The organism is Falsirhodobacter deserti (assembly GCF_004015795.1).
GTDB classification, from domain to species: Bacteria; Pseudomonadota; Alphaproteobacteria; order Rhodobacterales; family Rhodobacteraceae; genus Falsirhodobacter; species Falsirhodobacter deserti.
In genome coordinates this window covers 927,218-942,862 of sequence record NZ_ML137218.1, presented here as the reverse complement: position 1 = coordinate 942,862, position 15,645 = coordinate 927,218, and the positions used below count along the sequence as shown (strand labels likewise).

The 15,645-nt window shown below is 61.1% G+C and carries 20 protein-coding genes, 1 tRNA gene and 1 pseudogene; 3 read left to right on the top strand and 19 right to left on the bottom strand.

The window, feature by feature from the left end; genetic code table 11:
- Positions 1-403: 403 nt before the first annotated feature.
- The 11 genes and pseudogenes from JX25_RS04775 to JX25_RS04730 all read right to left on the bottom strand — a co-directional run bounded on the left by JX25_RS04775 (position 404) and on the right by JX25_RS04730 (position 5,952).
- Entirely contained in the window at positions 404-1,174 is a 771-nt protein-coding gene (locus JX25_RS04775) for a hypothetical protein (protein ID WP_128253934.1), read from the bottom strand.
- A gap of 335 nt (positions 1,175-1,509) precedes the next feature.
- Positions 1,510-1,731, bottom strand: a complete 222-nt coding sequence (locus tag JX25_RS04770; RefSeq protein WP_128253933.1) for a hypothetical protein — start codon at positions 1,729-1,731, stop codon at positions 1,510-1,512.
- 76 nt (positions 1,732-1,807) lie between these two features.
- On the bottom strand, positions 1,808-2,176 hold the full coding sequence (locus JX25_RS04765) for a lysozyme (RefSeq protein ID WP_164876059.1): 369 nt from the start codon (positions 2,174-2,176) through the stop codon (positions 1,808-1,810).
- A 62-nt stretch (positions 2,177-2,238) separates the two neighbouring features.
- Entirely contained in the window at positions 2,239-2,433 is a 195-nt protein-coding gene (locus JX25_RS04760; protein WP_128253931.1) for a hypothetical protein, read from the bottom strand.
- Positions 2,430-3,299, bottom strand: a complete 870-nt coding sequence (locus tag JX25_RS04755; protein ID WP_128253930.1) for a glycine-rich domain-containing protein — start codon at positions 3,297-3,299, stop codon at positions 2,430-2,432. The genes JX25_RS04760 and JX25_RS04755 overlap by 4 nt, the downstream gene beginning before the upstream one ends.
- Entirely contained in the window at positions 3,299-3,559 is a 261-nt protein-coding gene (locus JX25_RS04750) for a spike base protein, RCAP_Rcc01079 family (RefSeq protein ID WP_128253929.1), read from the bottom strand. Before JX25_RS04750 ends, JX25_RS04755 begins: the two co-directional genes overlap by 1 nt.
- Before the next feature lie 79 nt (positions 3,560-3,638).
- On the bottom strand, positions 3,639-3,818 hold the full coding sequence (locus tag JX25_RS04745; RefSeq protein WP_128253928.1) for a hypothetical protein: 180 nt from the start codon (positions 3,816-3,818) through the stop codon (positions 3,639-3,641).
- Between the two features lie 83 nt (positions 3,819-3,901).
- Complete coding sequence (locus JX25_RS14765) at positions 3,902-4,075, bottom strand: hypothetical protein (RefSeq protein WP_164876058.1); 174 nt, start codon at positions 4,073-4,075, stop codon at positions 3,902-3,904.
- 226 nt (positions 4,076-4,301) lie between these two features.
- Positions 4,302-4,991 carry a rhamnan synthesis F family protein gene (locus tag JX25_RS04740; protein WP_164876057.1) on the bottom strand — a complete coding sequence of 230 codons (690 nt, stop codon included), beginning with the start codon at positions 4,989-4,991 and terminating at the stop codon, positions 4,302-4,304.
- A 351-nt stretch (positions 4,992-5,342) separates the two neighbouring features.
- Positions 5,343-5,693, bottom strand: a pseudogene (locus JX25_RS04735) (integrase core domain-containing protein); the annotation flags it as partial.
- An 82-nt stretch (positions 5,694-5,775) separates the two neighbouring features.
- A complete protein-coding gene (locus JX25_RS04730) occupies positions 5,776-5,952 on the bottom strand; it encodes a CsbD family protein (protein WP_128253926.1) in 177 nt (58 codons plus the stop codon).
- A 1,021-nt stretch (positions 5,953-6,973) separates the two neighbouring features.
- Here JX25_RS04730 and JX25_RS14760 point away from each other — a divergent pair.
- Positions 6,974-7,150, top strand: a complete 177-nt coding sequence (locus tag JX25_RS14760) for a site-specific integrase (protein ID WP_164876056.1) — start codon at positions 6,974-6,976, stop codon at positions 7,148-7,150.
- A gap of 50 nt (positions 7,151-7,200) precedes the next feature.
- On the opposite strand, the gene JX25_RS04725 is transcribed toward JX25_RS14760, so the two are convergent.
- The 8 genes from JX25_RS04725 to iscR all read right to left on the bottom strand — a co-directional run bounded on the left by JX25_RS04725 (position 7,201) and on the right by iscR (position 14,212).
- Positions 7,201-7,277, bottom strand: a tRNA-Arg gene (locus tag JX25_RS04725).
- A gap of 46 nt (positions 7,278-7,323) precedes the next feature.
- Positions 7,324-8,544 carry a cysteine desulfurase gene (locus JX25_RS04720; protein WP_128253925.1) on the bottom strand — a complete coding sequence of 407 codons (1,221 nt, stop codon included), beginning with the start codon at positions 8,542-8,544 and terminating at the stop codon, positions 7,324-7,326.
- 3 nt (positions 8,545-8,547) lie between these two features.
- Positions 8,548-9,054 carry a Yip1 family protein gene (locus JX25_RS04715; RefSeq protein ID WP_164876055.1) on the bottom strand — a complete coding sequence of 169 codons (507 nt, stop codon included), beginning with the start codon at positions 9,052-9,054 and terminating at the stop codon, positions 8,548-8,550.
- 59 nt (positions 9,055-9,113) lie between these two features.
- Positions 9,114-10,388, bottom strand: a complete 1,275-nt coding sequence (sufD, locus tag JX25_RS04710; RefSeq protein ID WP_128253923.1) for a Fe-S cluster assembly protein SufD — start codon at positions 10,386-10,388, stop codon at positions 9,114-9,116.
- Entirely contained in the window at positions 10,385-11,143 is a 759-nt protein-coding gene (gene sufC / locus JX25_RS04705) for a Fe-S cluster assembly ATPase SufC (protein WP_128253922.1), read from the bottom strand. The genes sufD and sufC overlap by 4 nt, the downstream gene beginning before the upstream one ends.
- A gap of 10 nt (positions 11,144-11,153) precedes the next feature.
- Complete coding sequence (sufB, locus tag JX25_RS04700) at positions 11,154-12,674, bottom strand: Fe-S cluster assembly protein SufB (RefSeq protein WP_128253921.1); 1,521 nt, start codon at positions 12,672-12,674, stop codon at positions 11,154-11,156.
- Between the two features lie 11 nt (positions 12,675-12,685).
- Positions 12,686-13,729 (bottom strand): cysteine desulfurase family protein, encoded by a 1,044-nt coding sequence (locus tag JX25_RS04695; protein ID WP_128253920.1) that lies wholly within the window; start codon positions 13,727-13,729, stop codon positions 12,686-12,688.
- Positions 13,730-13,750: 21 nt separating this feature from the next.
- Positions 13,751-14,212, bottom strand: a complete 462-nt coding sequence (gene iscR / locus JX25_RS04690) for a Fe-S cluster assembly transcriptional regulator IscR (protein WP_128253919.1) — start codon at positions 14,210-14,212, stop codon at positions 13,751-13,753.
- 146 nt (positions 14,213-14,358) lie between these two features.
- Between iscR and JX25_RS04685 the strand changes: the two genes are divergently transcribed.
- Together JX25_RS04685 and JX25_RS04680 are read left to right on the top strand one after the other, a co-directional pair.
- On the top strand, positions 14,359-15,018 hold the full coding sequence (locus JX25_RS04685) for an alpha/beta hydrolase (RefSeq protein WP_128253918.1): 660 nt from the start codon (positions 14,359-14,361) through the stop codon (positions 15,016-15,018).
- On the top strand, positions 15,018-15,602 hold the full coding sequence (locus JX25_RS04680) for an HD domain-containing protein (RefSeq protein WP_128253917.1): 585 nt from the start codon (positions 15,018-15,020) through the stop codon (positions 15,600-15,602). The genes JX25_RS04685 and JX25_RS04680 overlap by 1 nt, the downstream gene beginning before the upstream one ends.
- The last annotated feature ends 43 nt before the right edge of the window (positions 15,603-15,645 follow it).

Sequence of the window (15,645 nt, the reverse complement as noted above, 5' to 3'; positions counted from 1 at the left end):
AGGGCAGTTCTATTCGTTTTGTTCCCCGTATGATCGCCGACGGTTGCCTATTCCGGCCCGGTCCAGACGCCGGAAACTACGGTGTTTCTGGGGCGCCCCCAGAAACCCATGAAGCTTAATGACCTTCAGGCCCTTCAGTTGCTAAGAGCATACGTCCAACCGACCATCAGGATAGCCCATCTGAAGTACTCTGGCACTCTTCCAACGCCTCTTCAGAGTGTCGGCCGATCAGTACGGGAAGCAGGTACCCACGAGCCATGTCGTCCTTCTTGGAGAGTAGATGCGGCCCACATCCTCTCCATCATGCGCGACGACCCAGTCGTCGTCTCGAGTGTCGGATTCATCAAGATTGATGCACCGGCGGATCCACATGCTGCGCAGATAGGGGCGGACGCCGAAATGGCTACACCACCCGCGCCAGCCTTGCCACGCTCTCCTCGACTTGCCGCCCTAGAACAACGTTTCTGCCCTCTGCCCGCGCCCGCTCGACAAGCTCATGGAAAAGCGCCGCTTCTGCATAAGGTGAATGATGGCCAGCCGAGACGACGCGCTCCAACGCGATCGCATCAGACGTGACGGCCGCATCATATCCCTGCACATATTTCGTGCTGAAGAAGGTGAACCCGACGATCGCCACCTCGGAAACAGGCGCACCCAGAAAGAACGACGCGCACACCAAGCCGGTGGTCGGTGAAAAGCTGCCCAACCGCGCAGCAAGTTCATCATACCGTTCGGGCTTGATGATCTTCACTTGGGCTATCCGCTTGAGATCACGCTCCGCGAGAAGGGTTGATAGAAATGCGCTTCGCTTGGGGGTACGATGGACCACCAGTTTGACCCCCGCCCGACGAAGATCATTCGGCGTTACCTTTCGCAGATCATGGGTCAAGCTATGAAAGAGTACATTACACCCAAGCGGTACGCCCGATGAATCCTTGAATTCGGAGAACAGCCCGTTGTTCATTCGAACGACGATGTCATATCCCGAAACGTCGATGGCTTTCAGTTCGTCGTGGACCGTCTTCGCTGGCCCAACAATCAGGACTCTCCTCCCCACGAAGTCCAAGCCATCAAGGTGGTAATCAGCGCCGATATCTTTGTAGAGCCGCTTGTACACCGGAGACTTCAGAAACTTCGGGGTGTAACCAGCGAGAACGTACCGTATCGAGATCAAGATTTACTCCGCAGGTACCGAAAGCCATCAGTGATAAGACGCCAACACGACCTGAATAACGGCGCGCTCACTTTATCGTCAACGTTTACTCGCGATCATCAGACATCTTTATATACGGCGCGCTGTTGACGTAGCCGACGCCCCGCCGTTGCAGGCGGAGGCGACTTCATAGTTAGTGTTTTGCACGCTTATTCGCGGCTACTCGGTGCTGACCCTCCGCACGCCGCATTGATCCGCGCGATCAGCGCCTGCCCCGTGCGAACCACCCGATCGCTGCCTTCATCGGCCAGCGCCGCGGCATGCACCGCCCGGTCCGCCCGTGTCGCATCATCGCATCACCGCTGGTCTGGATCGCGGTTGCGCAGCCAGTTGCGAGCAGCGGCAGGATCATCGCCCACAATATCCGCATCATCCGTCCGTCTCCTCGTGTCGACATAGCCGAGCGCGACCTTGTCCGGTTCCTGTTTCCGCTCCGCAGCCTTCCCGCGCCGGTGCGCGGCGACGACCGCGGCCAGCGTTGCCACGATCCCGCCGAGGATCCACTCCAGCCCGATCATCAGGTTTTGCCGTCCGGACGCTTGGAGGCGATACGCGACCAGACGACGGTCAGCACGTAAAGAACGAAGGCCGAGTTCACCTGCACCGCATCCTCGATGTGCAGGGTGAAAGTGCCGTTCGCCGCAGCAGGGTGGAGGAGCGGAGGTTGCCCGCGCCAAGGTTGAACGTGAAGCCGATCAACGCCGAGAATTGGTTGGCCGTCAGAGGCACAGTCAGCGCCTCCTCCACCGCCCGCTCGTACTGGCCCAGATCGCGCCGTAGGATGGCATCGGCTTCTTCTGCGGTGATGACCATGCAGCGCGTGACCTTGGGCGCACCAGCGGCGCTGGTGTGGCCATAGCCGATCGTCGGCACGCTCCAGCCATGGGCGGGATCGGGATAGGCTTCCAGCCCCAGCCCTTCGGAGTTCTTGATCAGGGCAACGCCTGCCTCATTCGTCTGCATGATGTGTCCAGACATAAAAAAAGCCCGCACGAGGCGGGGCGGTTGGGGTGGGATGGATCAGATCAGGCGGTGTCGGGCGGAAGCTCCCCTTCCTCCTCCACCTCGGGCGGCAGGAACTGCGCTCCGTCATAGGCCCAGCCAATGCCAACGGTGTTTTCCGGCCCGATCAGGACTTCTCCCTCTCCCGGTTCATGGGCATCCGGCATGACCATGACTTGTGTGACCTGCCCCTTTTCGACTTTCGCAACGTAGATCATGCGCTTGCCTTTACTTGAACTTCATCCGCACGAACGACGAGGAACATGAAGCCGTCACCACCTTTGCCTGCGATCCCGCTGATCGCACCCTTCGCGCCGTTGCCCCAGGTTTCGTTAGGACTGCTCCCCGAAGCTGAGGCATTCATGCCATCGCCGCCCCGGCACACTTCACGCGGTGTTGCAATCCACGTCAGCAGACGGCCCGCGCCACCCGTTCCGCCCGTGTTGGCAGACGCGGGACCGCCCGCAGAACCAGCGCCACCGCCTGCCCCGGATGCTCGGGAAAGATCGTCAACCCGATACCCAGCCGATCCGGCATAACCCTGCCCCGCTGTACCCTCGCCGGCGCCGTTCACTTGGCTTGCCGCGCCACCGCGACCACCGCCACCCGAGCCGCCAAGCTGGCCCAACGTGTTTCCGACACCCGCTGATGCGCCACGCCCGCCACCGATTGCGACAAGCGTTTCGGAAGGCGTGATAAGACGGCTATCGGACCCGTTGGAACCACCGCCGTTGACATTGTTCGCAGGCGCTCCCGCGCCGATTTCCACCGTATAATCTCCGGCAGCAAAGGGCGCTCCCAAGGCCATCAGAAGCCCACCGGCCCCGCCGCCGCCGGGAACATAGTCGGACGCGGATTGCCGCCCGCCGTTCGCCCCGCCAGCGCCAAGGGCGCGGTTGTGCCACGTCACGTTTCGGCTCAACGTAAAACCGCCCGATTGCTGCCACAGCACCTCGACGTAATGCACGCCGTCACGGCTAAATGGGGTGATCTGCCCGTTGGTGACGGTGAGGACAGGCTTTGACGCGGCAGGGCCTGCCAGCATAGGCGCGGCCAGCCCCAGACTGATCCCAAGCCCCAGCATCAGATCCAGCCCGTGATGTCGGTGGCCGTGGTGCCGGTCGCGAGGATGCGGCGGGCGAACAAACTGTACGTGCCTACGGGAAGCATGCCGGTTGTATAGGTGGTCCCGCCCGTGCCGATGAAGCTTAGCGTTCCCGCACCTCCAAGGGTGACCGCGCAGACCCCTTCGGCCAGATCGACGCTATCGGACGGGGTGATGGCAACAGCTCCGAGAGCGGGAGCTGTCACGCCCATCGCATAATTCTGAAAACGAGTAGCCATCGGTATATCTCCTGAATTGGATTAGGGAGCAGGCGCTCACTGACGCCGGCAGTATCGCTGTGGAGGAGTTGCGGATGCCTCAACGCTCCGGGCGGGCCTTGATGACTTCGCCAAGCCGCTCGGAGCGTTCCTCGATATGGTCAAGACGCCGCTCTTGCTGATCAAGGTGGCGGCGATGTTCCTTGTTTTCCCGTACGACCTGCCGGATTTCCTCCAGAACGAACGGGATCAGCTTGGCATTTTCCTTAACCGTTTCCATGGGCGACGAATGCGGCTCGGGCGGCGGGCGCTTCCACAGGTAGATGATGGCAAAGATCCGTGTCAGAATAGGGAGTGTGCCGATCAGGCCGTAATCTGCCGATAGGTGGGCAACATGAGCGTGTTCTGCGGCAGAACCAGGACAAGACCCATGAAGAATATCACCTTGCTCATATGATACTTCATCCCCCGGCCCTCCCGGTCCATGACCGAGAAGAAATCGGCGACGGCTTTTGCTGTGGCGGTCATGAAGATCATGTGTACGTTCTTACCCCCTCAGCGTTTGCGGGGAGGACCCGATCCATGTTCCACGCTTCTTCGCATGGAACTTCCTGTCTAAGAACGCAAGCTTTCCGAACCTAGCTGCAAGGTGATCTTCGACGCTTGTACCCGCACATTTCGGCACATGCGCAAACTACCACAGCTTCTTATCAGCCGTGAAAATCGGCATTGATGCCTTCCATTTGTCCCTTTTGGGATTGTATCAATGATCCAGAAACTGGATGCCGTCTCCGGATCTCGACGCGAGCACACCGTAGAGCCGCTCGATTGCATGTGCGGGAGTGCCATCCGTCTGCCCGGCTTCATCCGGAAAATAGGTTTGAGGGAGAGATAGGTTCACTAATGGCATGAGGATCTCGGACCGCGCCCAGAACATACTTCCAACCGGGAAATCGAACGTCTCCTGATTGAACGTGACATCGAGCGCCATCATATCCGCCAGGGCCTTCCCGTAGGTGATGTTGTTCCGCCATCTCTGGCTCTTGAGATGCTTTTTGTGGACGGGCGGGCAAATCATCGAAGCGTCTCCACACCGAAGGCGCTCGACGAGCTCGGATATGGACTCGGAGTCGCTCAAGAGGCTGCTCAGAATATCATCCAGCCAATTTCTGAATTGTCCGCTATGAACTGACTTCTTCGTATGAAGATGGAGCACGATGTCATGGAGGGCATACTTGTCGGAGAACCCCCAGACCTTCGGCCAGATATCTCGCCCCCTGTTATCGAACGTCCGAATCTCCGCTTCCGGACAGATAGAAGATATGTATTTTATGTCATTCTGGTGAGTTGTCGACACATAAACGGCAGTCTCCTCGGGTATCTTTCGGATGTGGTCGACGATCCTAGGAAAGACATCCTCGTAGAACACATGCACAAATATCCCGATAGACACGCAAGTCCCCTCCCGAAGAAACCAGATGGTTTCTGGTGAGAGAAACCTACCAGAAATGTAGATGCAAGCTGCTATTTCGGGTCAAATGCTGTCGGCCCTATCATCGTCAAATCGGCGTCACAGGTCGAACAACAGCGTGTCCGGTCTGCCTCAAACCAGAACGTCCACCCCCGGTGATTGCCGCCTTCACCGCGGCCACGGTGGTAGCGCGGCAGATGAGCACGATGCGGCGCGTATCCCCGATGATCGCATCGTCACCGCCTTCGGCCCAGATCGTCGCAGTGGGGGGGGGGGGGGGGGGTAATCCTCTCCGTTTTCACGGGATTTGGCCGTAGAACTCAGGCAGCCATTTTTCAGTTTCTGTGCGGGTGTGATGCCGCCGATGCCCATGTTCGGTCGCTTGTTGTTGTAAGTCCATAGCCAGTCGGTTGCGATGCTCTGTGCCTCCGCGATGGTGTCGAAGATGTAGAGGTCGAGCCATTCGTGGCGGACGGTGCGGTTGTAGCGCTCTCTCGCTGACGCCGAACGTCCGGCAGGCCAGCGCTATGCTGATCCCCTTCGTCGCCACCGCCTTCGCGGCCAACTCCCGGCGTTGAGTTGGCCGGGTCACTTTTTTCCAAGCGCTTCCTTGAGCAGATCGGCCTGCATGCTGAGATCCGCGAACATGCGCTTCAGCCGCCGGGTCTCATCCTCCAGCCTCCGCGGCCTTCACATAAAGAGAAGCGGCCTCGCGCGAGACCGCTTCTTGGAAGACTCTGCGTCGGACAGCCGTCCTACTCAGGCCTTATTTACCCAGCTTGCCTTTGACATCTCCGACGGCGTCCTGAACCGAACCCTTGGCCTTCTGGGCTTTGCCTTCGCCTTGCAGTTCCTGGTTGTCCGTCGCCTTGCCAGCCGCGTCTTTTGCACTGCCCGCCAGCTTGTTGCCGGCCGCGTTCAGTTTGTCGTTTGTCGAGCTCATCACATTTCTCCTCTGCCGAAACGGCGTATGTGGGAACATCGCACGACAGGCGGGCCCGGTTCCTCAGAACACACGTACGTGTTCCAGTCGGCCTTCGTGGGCTAACTGCGGCTGAAAAAGGTCGAGGCATCATCCTGTAGCCCGGAGCGACGCGTTGTTCTAGGAGCTGATCAAAGCATGGCAGAGCGCGCCAAAGACCCTCGCCTCCACTGGCACAAATCCCGCGCCAATTGGGTCATCCGAGACACTGGACGCCCAGAGGTCGCGACAGGCACGGCAGACTGTGGAGATGCTGAAAAGCGCGTCGCGCCACGCGGGACCGGCCACAAGGCCCCCGTGCTGCCGATGCAGTCACGGTCGGGGAAGTCCTGACCCTCTACGGCCAAGAGCATGCCGTCACAGTGAAGGATCCGGCGCGGATTGCCTATGCTATCTCGGCTCTGCTGCCCTAATGGGAAAAACTGCCAGTGTCAGCGGTGAAGGGCGAGACGTGCCGCCAATAGAGCAAGAACCGCGCGCGGAAGGTTAATGGCAAGGTTGTTCCGGTGTCGCCGGCCACCGTTCGGCGGGAACTGGGCACCCTCCGGGCGGCCTTGCATTATGACATGCGGAAGGCTAGCGCCCCGCCGCTGACTCTTCCCGAGAAGCCGGCGGCGAAGGAAACGCTGGCTGACGCAGGGCGAGGCTGCCCGCCTACTTTGGGCTGCCTATCGCAGCGCCCGCAGGAAGCTGGTGCGGTTCATCCCCATCGAGCTATACCGGCACCCGAAAAGACGCGATCCTGCGGATGCGCTTCGCCCCGAACACGGTGGGTGGAGGGATCGACGTGAAGAAAGGCCTGCTCTATCGCCGAGGCAGCATGGAGCGCGGCTCCAAGAAGCGCCAGCCGCCTGCCTGATCGATTGCTGGCACACGCCCGTCGGTGGCATGCGAAGGGTACGCGGTCCAGTATCAGGGGCAGCAGGTTGGCGACATCAAGACAGGCTGGATTGCCATCCGCGATGAAGCAGGAATGCCGGACGTGACGCCACACACCCTGCGGCATACCGCCATCACTCGGGCGCTGCCGCGCAGGGCCCGGACATGGGACGTGGCAGGGTTCTTCGGCGTGTCCGTGGAGACCATCGAATCCACCTACGGCCATCATTGCCCGAACCACCAAGCGACTGCACGGGCCGCGATGGATGCCCGAAAATGAGCCATCTTGTGCGCGTCAGGCCAGACGATTCAGGAAACATCAATGATATATGGCGCACCCATGAGGATTCGAACCTCAGACCTCTGCCTTCGGAGGGCAGCGCTCTATCCAGCTGAGCTATGGGTGCCTGCGCAGGTCTCTAGCAGGCGGGAACGGCGGTGGCAAGCGCCGTTCTAGCCGAAGAGCTCGTGGCAAAGCTCCAGTGCTGAAACCAGCGTGTCCACCTCCGCCTCGGTGTTGTAAAGACCGAAGCTTGCGCGGCAGGTCGCGCTGACGCCAAGATGCTGCATCAAAGGCAGCGCGCAATGCGTTCCCGCCCGAACGGCGATCCCGCGCTGATCAAGGATGGTCGAGATGTCATGCGCATGGGCCGACCCGTTCAGCGTGAACGAGAAGATCGCCCCCTTCGTATCCGAATCGCCCTGCACGTTCAGCCAGTTGAGGCCGCCCAGCTTGGCACGCGCCGCATCGCGAAGGCGCCGTTCATGCGCCGCCACGTTTTCCATACCAAGTGCAGTCAGGTAATCCAGCGCCGCACCAAACCCGATCTGGGGCACGATGCCCGGCGTGCCAGCTTCGAACCGCATGGGCGGCTTGGCATAGGTGACGGTGTCGCGTGTGACGGTGTCGATCATATCGCCACCGCCCATGAAGGGGCGCATCTCTTCCATCCGGTCGCGCCGGATGAAGATCGCGCCTGAACCGCTGGGTCCGTACAGCTTATGACCGGTGATAGTATAAAAATCGCAGCCGATGGCGGAAACATCCACCGGCATGTGAACCGCGGCTTGCGATCCGTCCACCAGCACCGGAACACCTTTCTGCCGTGCACCCGCGCAGATGGCCGCCACGTCCAGAACGGTTCCCGTCACGTTGGACATATGCGTAACAGCTACCAGCTTCGTGCGCGGACCGATGGCGTCGATCACGGCCTGTGGATCGATGTCACCCTTGGCGTCACACTCCACCCATTTCAGAACCACGCCCTGACGTTCACGCAGGAAATGCCACGGAACGATGTTGGCGTGATGTTCAAGAACGGTCAGAACAATCTCATCCCCTGGCTGAAGCCGCGGCGCAGCCCAGCCATAGGACACAAGGTTGATGCCTGCGGTCGATCCGCTGGTGTGAACGATCTCCTCGGGATCGGAAACGTTCAGAAAGTGCGCAACCTTGCTGCGCACCGCCTCGTACCGGTCCGTTGCAAGGTTCGACAGGTGGTGCAGGCCGCGATGAACGTTCGCATATTCCATCGAATAGGCGTTGGTGATCGCATCGATCACCGCCTGCGGCTTCTGCGCCGAGGCGCCGTTGTCCAGATAAACCAGCGGCTTGCCGTTCACCTGCCGCGACAGGATCGGGAAATCGCGGCGGACCGCCTCGACATCATACATTGGTCATATCCCCAGCAGGATGGAAGACAGAAAGGCCAGCACAAAGGACAGCACGAAAAGCGTGCCGATGACGCCCACGAAAACAAGGCCAAGCGACTGGAAGCCGTGAAGCTCTGCCACGAAGTTCACGACCAGCCAAAGCATCAGCATCAGCGCCAGAATGCCGACGATCGCAGCAACGAACGGAAGCGCAAGTTCCAGCACCAAAAACGCCACCTGCGCCGCCACCATCACGATCTGAAGCCATGACAGCGTGATGATGCTGTTTGCGAAGCTGCCCGTGCCGCCCCGCCAGCGCCCGATCCAGAAGGTCACCGCCGACATCATCAGCAGCGCCCCGGCCTGCGCCACCAGCAGCGGCATCGGACTTATCGGAAAGCCTGCCACTTCTTCGGAAGCAGGCGACAGGCTGAAGGCAACAAAGATCAGCAGCGTCGGCAGGATCGCCGCCAGCAGGAAAAGCGAAATACGCTCGCCCCGCTGCAACGAAAGATCCAGAACCGTGCGCATGCCAACCCGGGGCTCCCGCACCGAAAGCATGATGAGCGAGAGCAGTCTACCGGACATCATCAGCCCTCGTGCCGGTCCAGCCAGTTTTCAAGACGCAGGCGCAGATCCTCGGCCAGCGCCTCTTCCTCGATCTCGGCCAGCGCCTCGGCAAGAAAGGCCAGAACCAGCAGCGACTGGGCCCGACGCTCCGGCACCCCGCGCGAGCGGAGGTAGAACAGTGCCGTTTCGTCGATCGCGCCCGAGGTGGAGCCGTGCGAGCATTTCACGTCATCGGCATAGATTTCCAGTTCCGGCTTTGCCAGGAACTGGCTGTCGCCGTCCAGCAGAAGGCTTTGGCTGATCTGATAGCCGTCGGTCTTCTGTGCGCCCGGCTTCACCAGGATCTTACCCTGGAACACACCCGTGGCGCCGTTCTTCAGGACCTTCTTGTAAACCTGACGGCTTTCACACCGTTCCGCCGCATGAGTGATGAAGACGGTGTCGTCGTTGTGGAAGTCCGACCCGTCACCCACTGATGCACCAGCGACATGCGCCACGGCATCATCGCCCACGATATCCAGCACCGCTTCGTTCCGTGTCATCACACCATTGATGGATGCGGTGAAGGATTTGAACGTCGCTTCCTCTGCGATCCGCGCAAAGACGTGGGTGTTCACGATGCGCTGGTGGCTGCGGCCCTGCGCCCGGACATGATGGAACCGCGCGCCCTTGGCGACATCGACTTCCATCACCGTCAGCAGGCGGGCTGCGGCGTCACCACTTTCCAGCAGCGTGATTTCCGCCCCTTCCTCAACCTTCACGCAGTGGTGAAGGTTCACATCGGAAGTGTTGGAACTCGAACGATAAATCACCGCAACCGGACGGTCAGCCTTGCCCGTCACACGGATCAGAAGGCCATCGGTGGCGAAGGCAGACCCAAGCGCCGCAAAGGGACGTTGCGCCGGGTACTGGCCCTTCGTCTCAAGCTCGCCATAAATTTCCGCGGCCCAGTGCAGGTCCGTAACCGCCTCTGCAAGGCGCGAGATTTCCACACCCGACATCGTCAGGTCATCCGAAGCCTCGGCATCGAACATGCCGTCCACGAACACAACCTTCAGCGCGTCGATCTCGTCGAATGCAACCTCCCCGCCCCAGACTTCAGCCTGCGGCTGCGGGGCGACCAGTTTTGCCGGATCGGTATAACGCCAGTATTCGTCGCGCCGGACCGGCAGGCCCATCGCGCTCAACCGCTCCAACGCGGCGCCACGCGCCTTGCCCTGCCAGCCGGTCGAGGGGAAATGAAGGCCCGCGATCCGGGCCGAAAGCTGGTCCAGTTTCGCTTGCGGAAGCGTCATGCCTCCACCTCCGACAGGATGTCGGCATAGCCGTTCTTCTCGACCTCGAGCGCCAGTTCCGGGCCGCCCGTCTTCACGATGCGGCCATTGGCCATGATGTGCACCACATCAGGGCGGATGTGGTCAAGCAGACGCTGGTAGTGGGTGATCACCAGAAACGCGCGGCCCTCGTCGCGCAGGGCGTTCACGCCCTCGGAAACCAGCTTCATCGCGTCGACGTCAAGGCCCGAGTCCGTCTCGTCCAGGATGCACATCTTGGGTTCCAGAAGCGCCATCTGCAGGATCTCGTTGCGCTTCTTTTCCCCGCCAGAGAAGCCCACGTTGACCGGACGCTTCATCATGTCGGCATCGATCTTCAGCGAGGCGGCCTTCTCGCGCACCAGCTTCAGGAAGTCACCGGCAGAGATCTCCTCTTCACCGCGCGCCTTGCGCTGAGCGTTCAGGGCGGTGCGCAGGAAGGTCATGTTGCCGACGCCGGGGATCTCGACCGGATACTGGAAAGCAAGGAACAGGCCCGCCGCGGCGCGCTCTTCCGGCTCCATCTCCAGCAGTTCCTCGCCTTCCAGCGTCGCGGAACCGTCCGTCACCTCGTAACCGTCGCGGCCCGACAGAACATAGGACAGCGTGGACTTGCCCGAGCCGTTGGGCCCCATGATCGCGTGCACCTTGCCGGCCTCGACCTCCAGGTCGACGCCGCGGAGAATGACCTTCTCCTCTTCTTCAAGTTTAACGTGCAAGTTGTTGATCTTAAGCATATTCTTGTCCTTAGCCCACAGAGCCTTCGAGGCTGATGGCGACCAGCGCCTGAGCCTCCATCGCAAATTCCATCGGAAGCGCCTGAAGCACTTCCTTGCAGAAACCGTTCACGACCAGCGCAACGGCCTCCTCTTCGTCCATCCCGCGCGACCGGCAATAGAACAGCTGATCGTCGTCCACCTTGGACGTCGTCGCCTCATGCTCCACGCGGGACGAGTTGTTCTTCACCTCGATGTAGGGAACCGTGTGCGCACCGCACTGATCGCCGATCAGAAGGCTGTCGCACTGGGTATAGTTCCGGCTGTCGGTCGCACGCGGGTGCATGGTGACCTGCCCCCGATAGGTGTTCTGCGCCCTCCCGGCCGAGATGCCTTTCGACACGATGCGCGAACGGGTGTTTTTGCCAAGATGGATCATCTTGGTGCCGGTATCGGCCTGCTGGGCATTGTTGGCGATGGCGATGGAATAGAACTCGCCCTGGCTTTCATTGCCGCGCAGGATGCAGGAAGGATACTTCCACGTGATCGCGGAACCCGTTTCCACCTGCGTCCACATCACCTTCGCACGGTCGCCCCGGCAATCGGCGCGCTTGGTCACGAAGTTGTAGATGCCGCCCTTGCCTTCCTCGTCGCCCGGGAACCAGTTCTGGACGGTAGAATATTTCACCTCGGCATCTTCCAGCACAACGATTTCCACCACGGCAGCGTGCAGCTGGTTCGTATCGCGCTTGGGTGCCGTGCAGCCTTCGAGATAGCTGACATAGGAGCCTTTTTCGGCCACGATCAGCGTACGTTCGAACTGCCCCGTATTTTCCGCGTTGATGCGGAAATAGGTCGACAGCTCCATCGGGCAGCGGACGCCTTCGGGAATGTACACGAACGAGCCGTCCGAGAAGACGGCCGAGTTCAGCGTCGCGAAATAGTTGTCCGACTGCGGCACCACGGTGCCGAGGTATTTCTTCACCAGCTCCGGATACTCGCGGATCGCCTCGCTGATCGAACAGAAGATCACCCCCGCCTTGGCCAGTTCGGCCTTGAAGGTGGTGCCCACGGAAACGGAGTCGAACACGGCGTCAACGGCAACCCGCTGCGGTGCGTCCGCACCTTCAACACCGGCAAGCAGCGCCTGCTCTTTCAGCGGGATGCCCAGCTTCTCATAGGTGGCCAGAAGCTTGGGATCGACCTCGTCCAGCGACTTCGGCTTCACTTCCATGCTTTTCGGCTTGGCGTAATAATACAGGTCCTGATAGTCGATTTCCGGATAGTTCAGCATGGCCCAACGCGGCTCGGTCATCTCCAGCCAGCGGCGGTAGGCGGCAAGGCGCCATTCGGTCATCCACTCCGGCTCGCCATTCTTGGCCGAGATCAGGCGCACGATCTCCTCGTTCAGGCCTTTCGGCGCGAACTCCATCTCGATCTCGGTTTCCCAGCCGTGCTTGTACTTGCCGGCCATGGCCTGCACGGTTTCGATCGTCTCGCGGTCGACGCCTTCGCGCACTTCGATCTCGGGGAGCGTATCTTCCAAAGCCATCTTTCTCTCCTTCACGCGGCGCGCGACAGATGCCGCGCCCGCGCCTTGGTCCAGGCTTCCGCAAACCGCAAAGCCTGATCTTTTGTCACATCCGGGCCGAGCGAGACGCGCAGCGCCGAAGACGCAGCAACCTCATCGAACCCCATCGCCCGCAGCACCCGGCTTTGCCGGACCTTTCCGCTGGAACATGCCGATCCCGCCGAAACGGCAAAACCGGCCAGATCCATCTGCATGACCTGCGTTTCGCCCTTCCATCCGGGCGTGACGAGGCAAAGCGTGTTCGGCAACCGCGTGGCATCCTTGCCGACTGAAATAGTCACATTACCGGCGTCGCACAACGCGTTTTCAAGAATGTTTCTAATTTCCGCGACACGATCCCACGCCCCGTCGGTCAGATCGTGGGCCGCAGCCTCGGCCGCAGCGCCAAAACCGGCGATGCCGATCACGTTCTCGGTTCCCGCACGGCGGCCCATTTCCTGCCCCCCACCTTTCAGCTGTGCCGCCACGTCAAGCCCGCGCCGGATCACCAGCGCGCCCACGCCTTTCGGCCCGCCCAGCTTGTGGGCCGAAACCAGCCCCATGTCGCAACCAAGCCAGTTGAACGCCAGCGGCACCTTCCCGAAGCCCTGGGTCAGATCGCAAACGGCCAGCCCCTCGGGCAACGGCTGAATGATGCCGGTTTCAGAATTGGCAAATTGCAGCGCGGTGCGTGCCGGATCGGTCACCCGCACCAGCCCGTCCATCCCTGTTTCCAGCGAAGCGTCGCACCAGGCAGAGACCGCCTCATGCTCCACGTCTGAACAGGAAAGGCCGCGCCCCGCGCAAGCCAGCGCCGCAGCCTCGGTCGCGCTGGAAACGAAGACAACATCCGCCCCGTCCGCACCAAGCGCCGTTGTCACCTGCGACCGCGCCTTTTCGACCAGCGCCTTGGCCGCGCGCCCCTCGGCATGGACCGAGGACGGATTGCCCGCCACGTCCATCGCGGCGATCATCGCATCCCGCGCCTCTACCCTCAGCGGGGTCGTGGCATTCCAGTCAAGATAGACCCGATCCATATCAGCCTCCGGTCCGGCCGCTCAATCCTCGACCACCACGCGGAACAGGGCCGGGACCGCCGCACAGGGCTTGATCCCGTTGCCCACCACGTCGGAAAGCCGCGTCTGGTGCAGGAACACATAGACATGTGCCGCAAGCCCTTCCCACAGGCGGTTGGTCATGGATTGCGCGCGGCTGCCCGAAACCCCGCCGGATGCACCGGCCCCGGTATGCATGGCATTTACATGCTCATCCACCGCTTCCATGATCTCGCTCACCCGGATTGAATCGGGGCTGCGGGCAAGACGGTATCCGCCGCCCGGGCCGCGCACGGCTTCCACAAGACCTGCCCGGCGCAGCTTGACGAACAGCTGTTCCAAGTAAGGAAGCGAGATGTCCTGCCGTTTCGACACCTCGCCCAGCGACACCAGCGCGTCCCCCTGTTGCAGCGCCAGGTCCGCCAGCGCCACCATTGCATACCGCCCTTTGGTCGAGAGTTTCATGTGTGCATCGTCCAGATAGATTGACCTTGGCCGCAGGGCCGCTTAACTGCTTTCCAGCCTGAAGGGAGGCAGATGTCAAGCCCTTTTGGAATCGTTCTAAGTTATCGCCGTACGGTCGGCACCCCGCTCAAGCAAGAAGGCGCAGCATGCCCGAAGTGATTTTCGCCGGCCCCGAAGGCCGCCTGGAAGGCCGCTATCACCCCCAAAAGGAACGTGACGCGCCGATAGCGATCGTGCTGCATCCGCATCCGCAGTTTGGCGGATCGATGAACAACCGCGTCGTCTATAACCTGCATTACGCATTCTACAATCTGGGCTTCACCGTCCTGCGGTTCAACTTCCGCGGCGTGGGCCGTAGCCAGGGTGAATACGATCAGGGCGTGGGGGAGCTTTCGGACGCGGCATCGGCGCTGGATTACCTGCAATCCATGAACCAGAACGCCAAGCACTGCTGGGTCGCCGGCTTCAGCTTCGGTGCCTGGATCGGGATGCAGCTTCTGATGCGCCGACCCGAGATCACGGGCTTTGTTTCCGTTTCTCCGCCCGCCAACATGTACGATTTCTCGTTCCTCGCGCCCTGCCCGTCGTCGGGCCTGATCGTCAACGGTTCTGCGGACCGCGTGGCCCAGCCCAAGGACACGGTCAGCCTTGTGAACAAGCTGCACGAACAGAAGGGCATCACCGTCACGCATGAGGTGATCGAGGGCGCGGACCACTTCTTCAAGGATGACGAGGCACACATGAAGCCGATGATCGACACGGTCAGCGGCTATGTGAAGCGCCGTCTGGGCGAAACGAGCCGTTGATGACCGACCGCCTCTCGCAGCAGTTTTCTTTCCTGCAAGAGGCCGACCGGCTGAAGAACGTGCTGCGGGCCAGCCGGTTGACCGACGGCTCGCGGTGCGAAAACTCAGCCGAGCACAGCTGGCACCTTGCGCTATACGCGCTTGTGCTGGCCGATCAGGCACCAAGCGGCGTGAACATCACGCGCGTGCTGAAAATGCTGATCCTGCACGATCTGGTGGAGATCGACACGGGCGATATCCCGATCCATTCGCAGAACGGTGCTGCCCATGCCTCGCAAGCGCAACAGGCGGCCGAAGCCGCCGCCGCCTCGCGCATCTTCGGCCTGCTTCCCGCCGATCAGGCAGCCGAATTCCGGGCCCTGTGGGACGAATTCGAGGCAAACACGACACCGGACGCCGTTTTTGCCAAATCGCTGGACCGGGTTCAGCCGGTCATGCAGAATATCGCCAATGGCGGCGGCTCGTGGATCGAGTACGACGTGACGCTGGGCCAGCTGGACAGCCGCATCGGCACGAAGATCGCACGGGGCCTTCCGGCGGTGTGGCACTGGGTCCGTGCGCAGGCACTGCCATTCTTCACCTGATCCGTATACATCTGCATACTTTTCTTTCTTCGCCGCCCGCGCT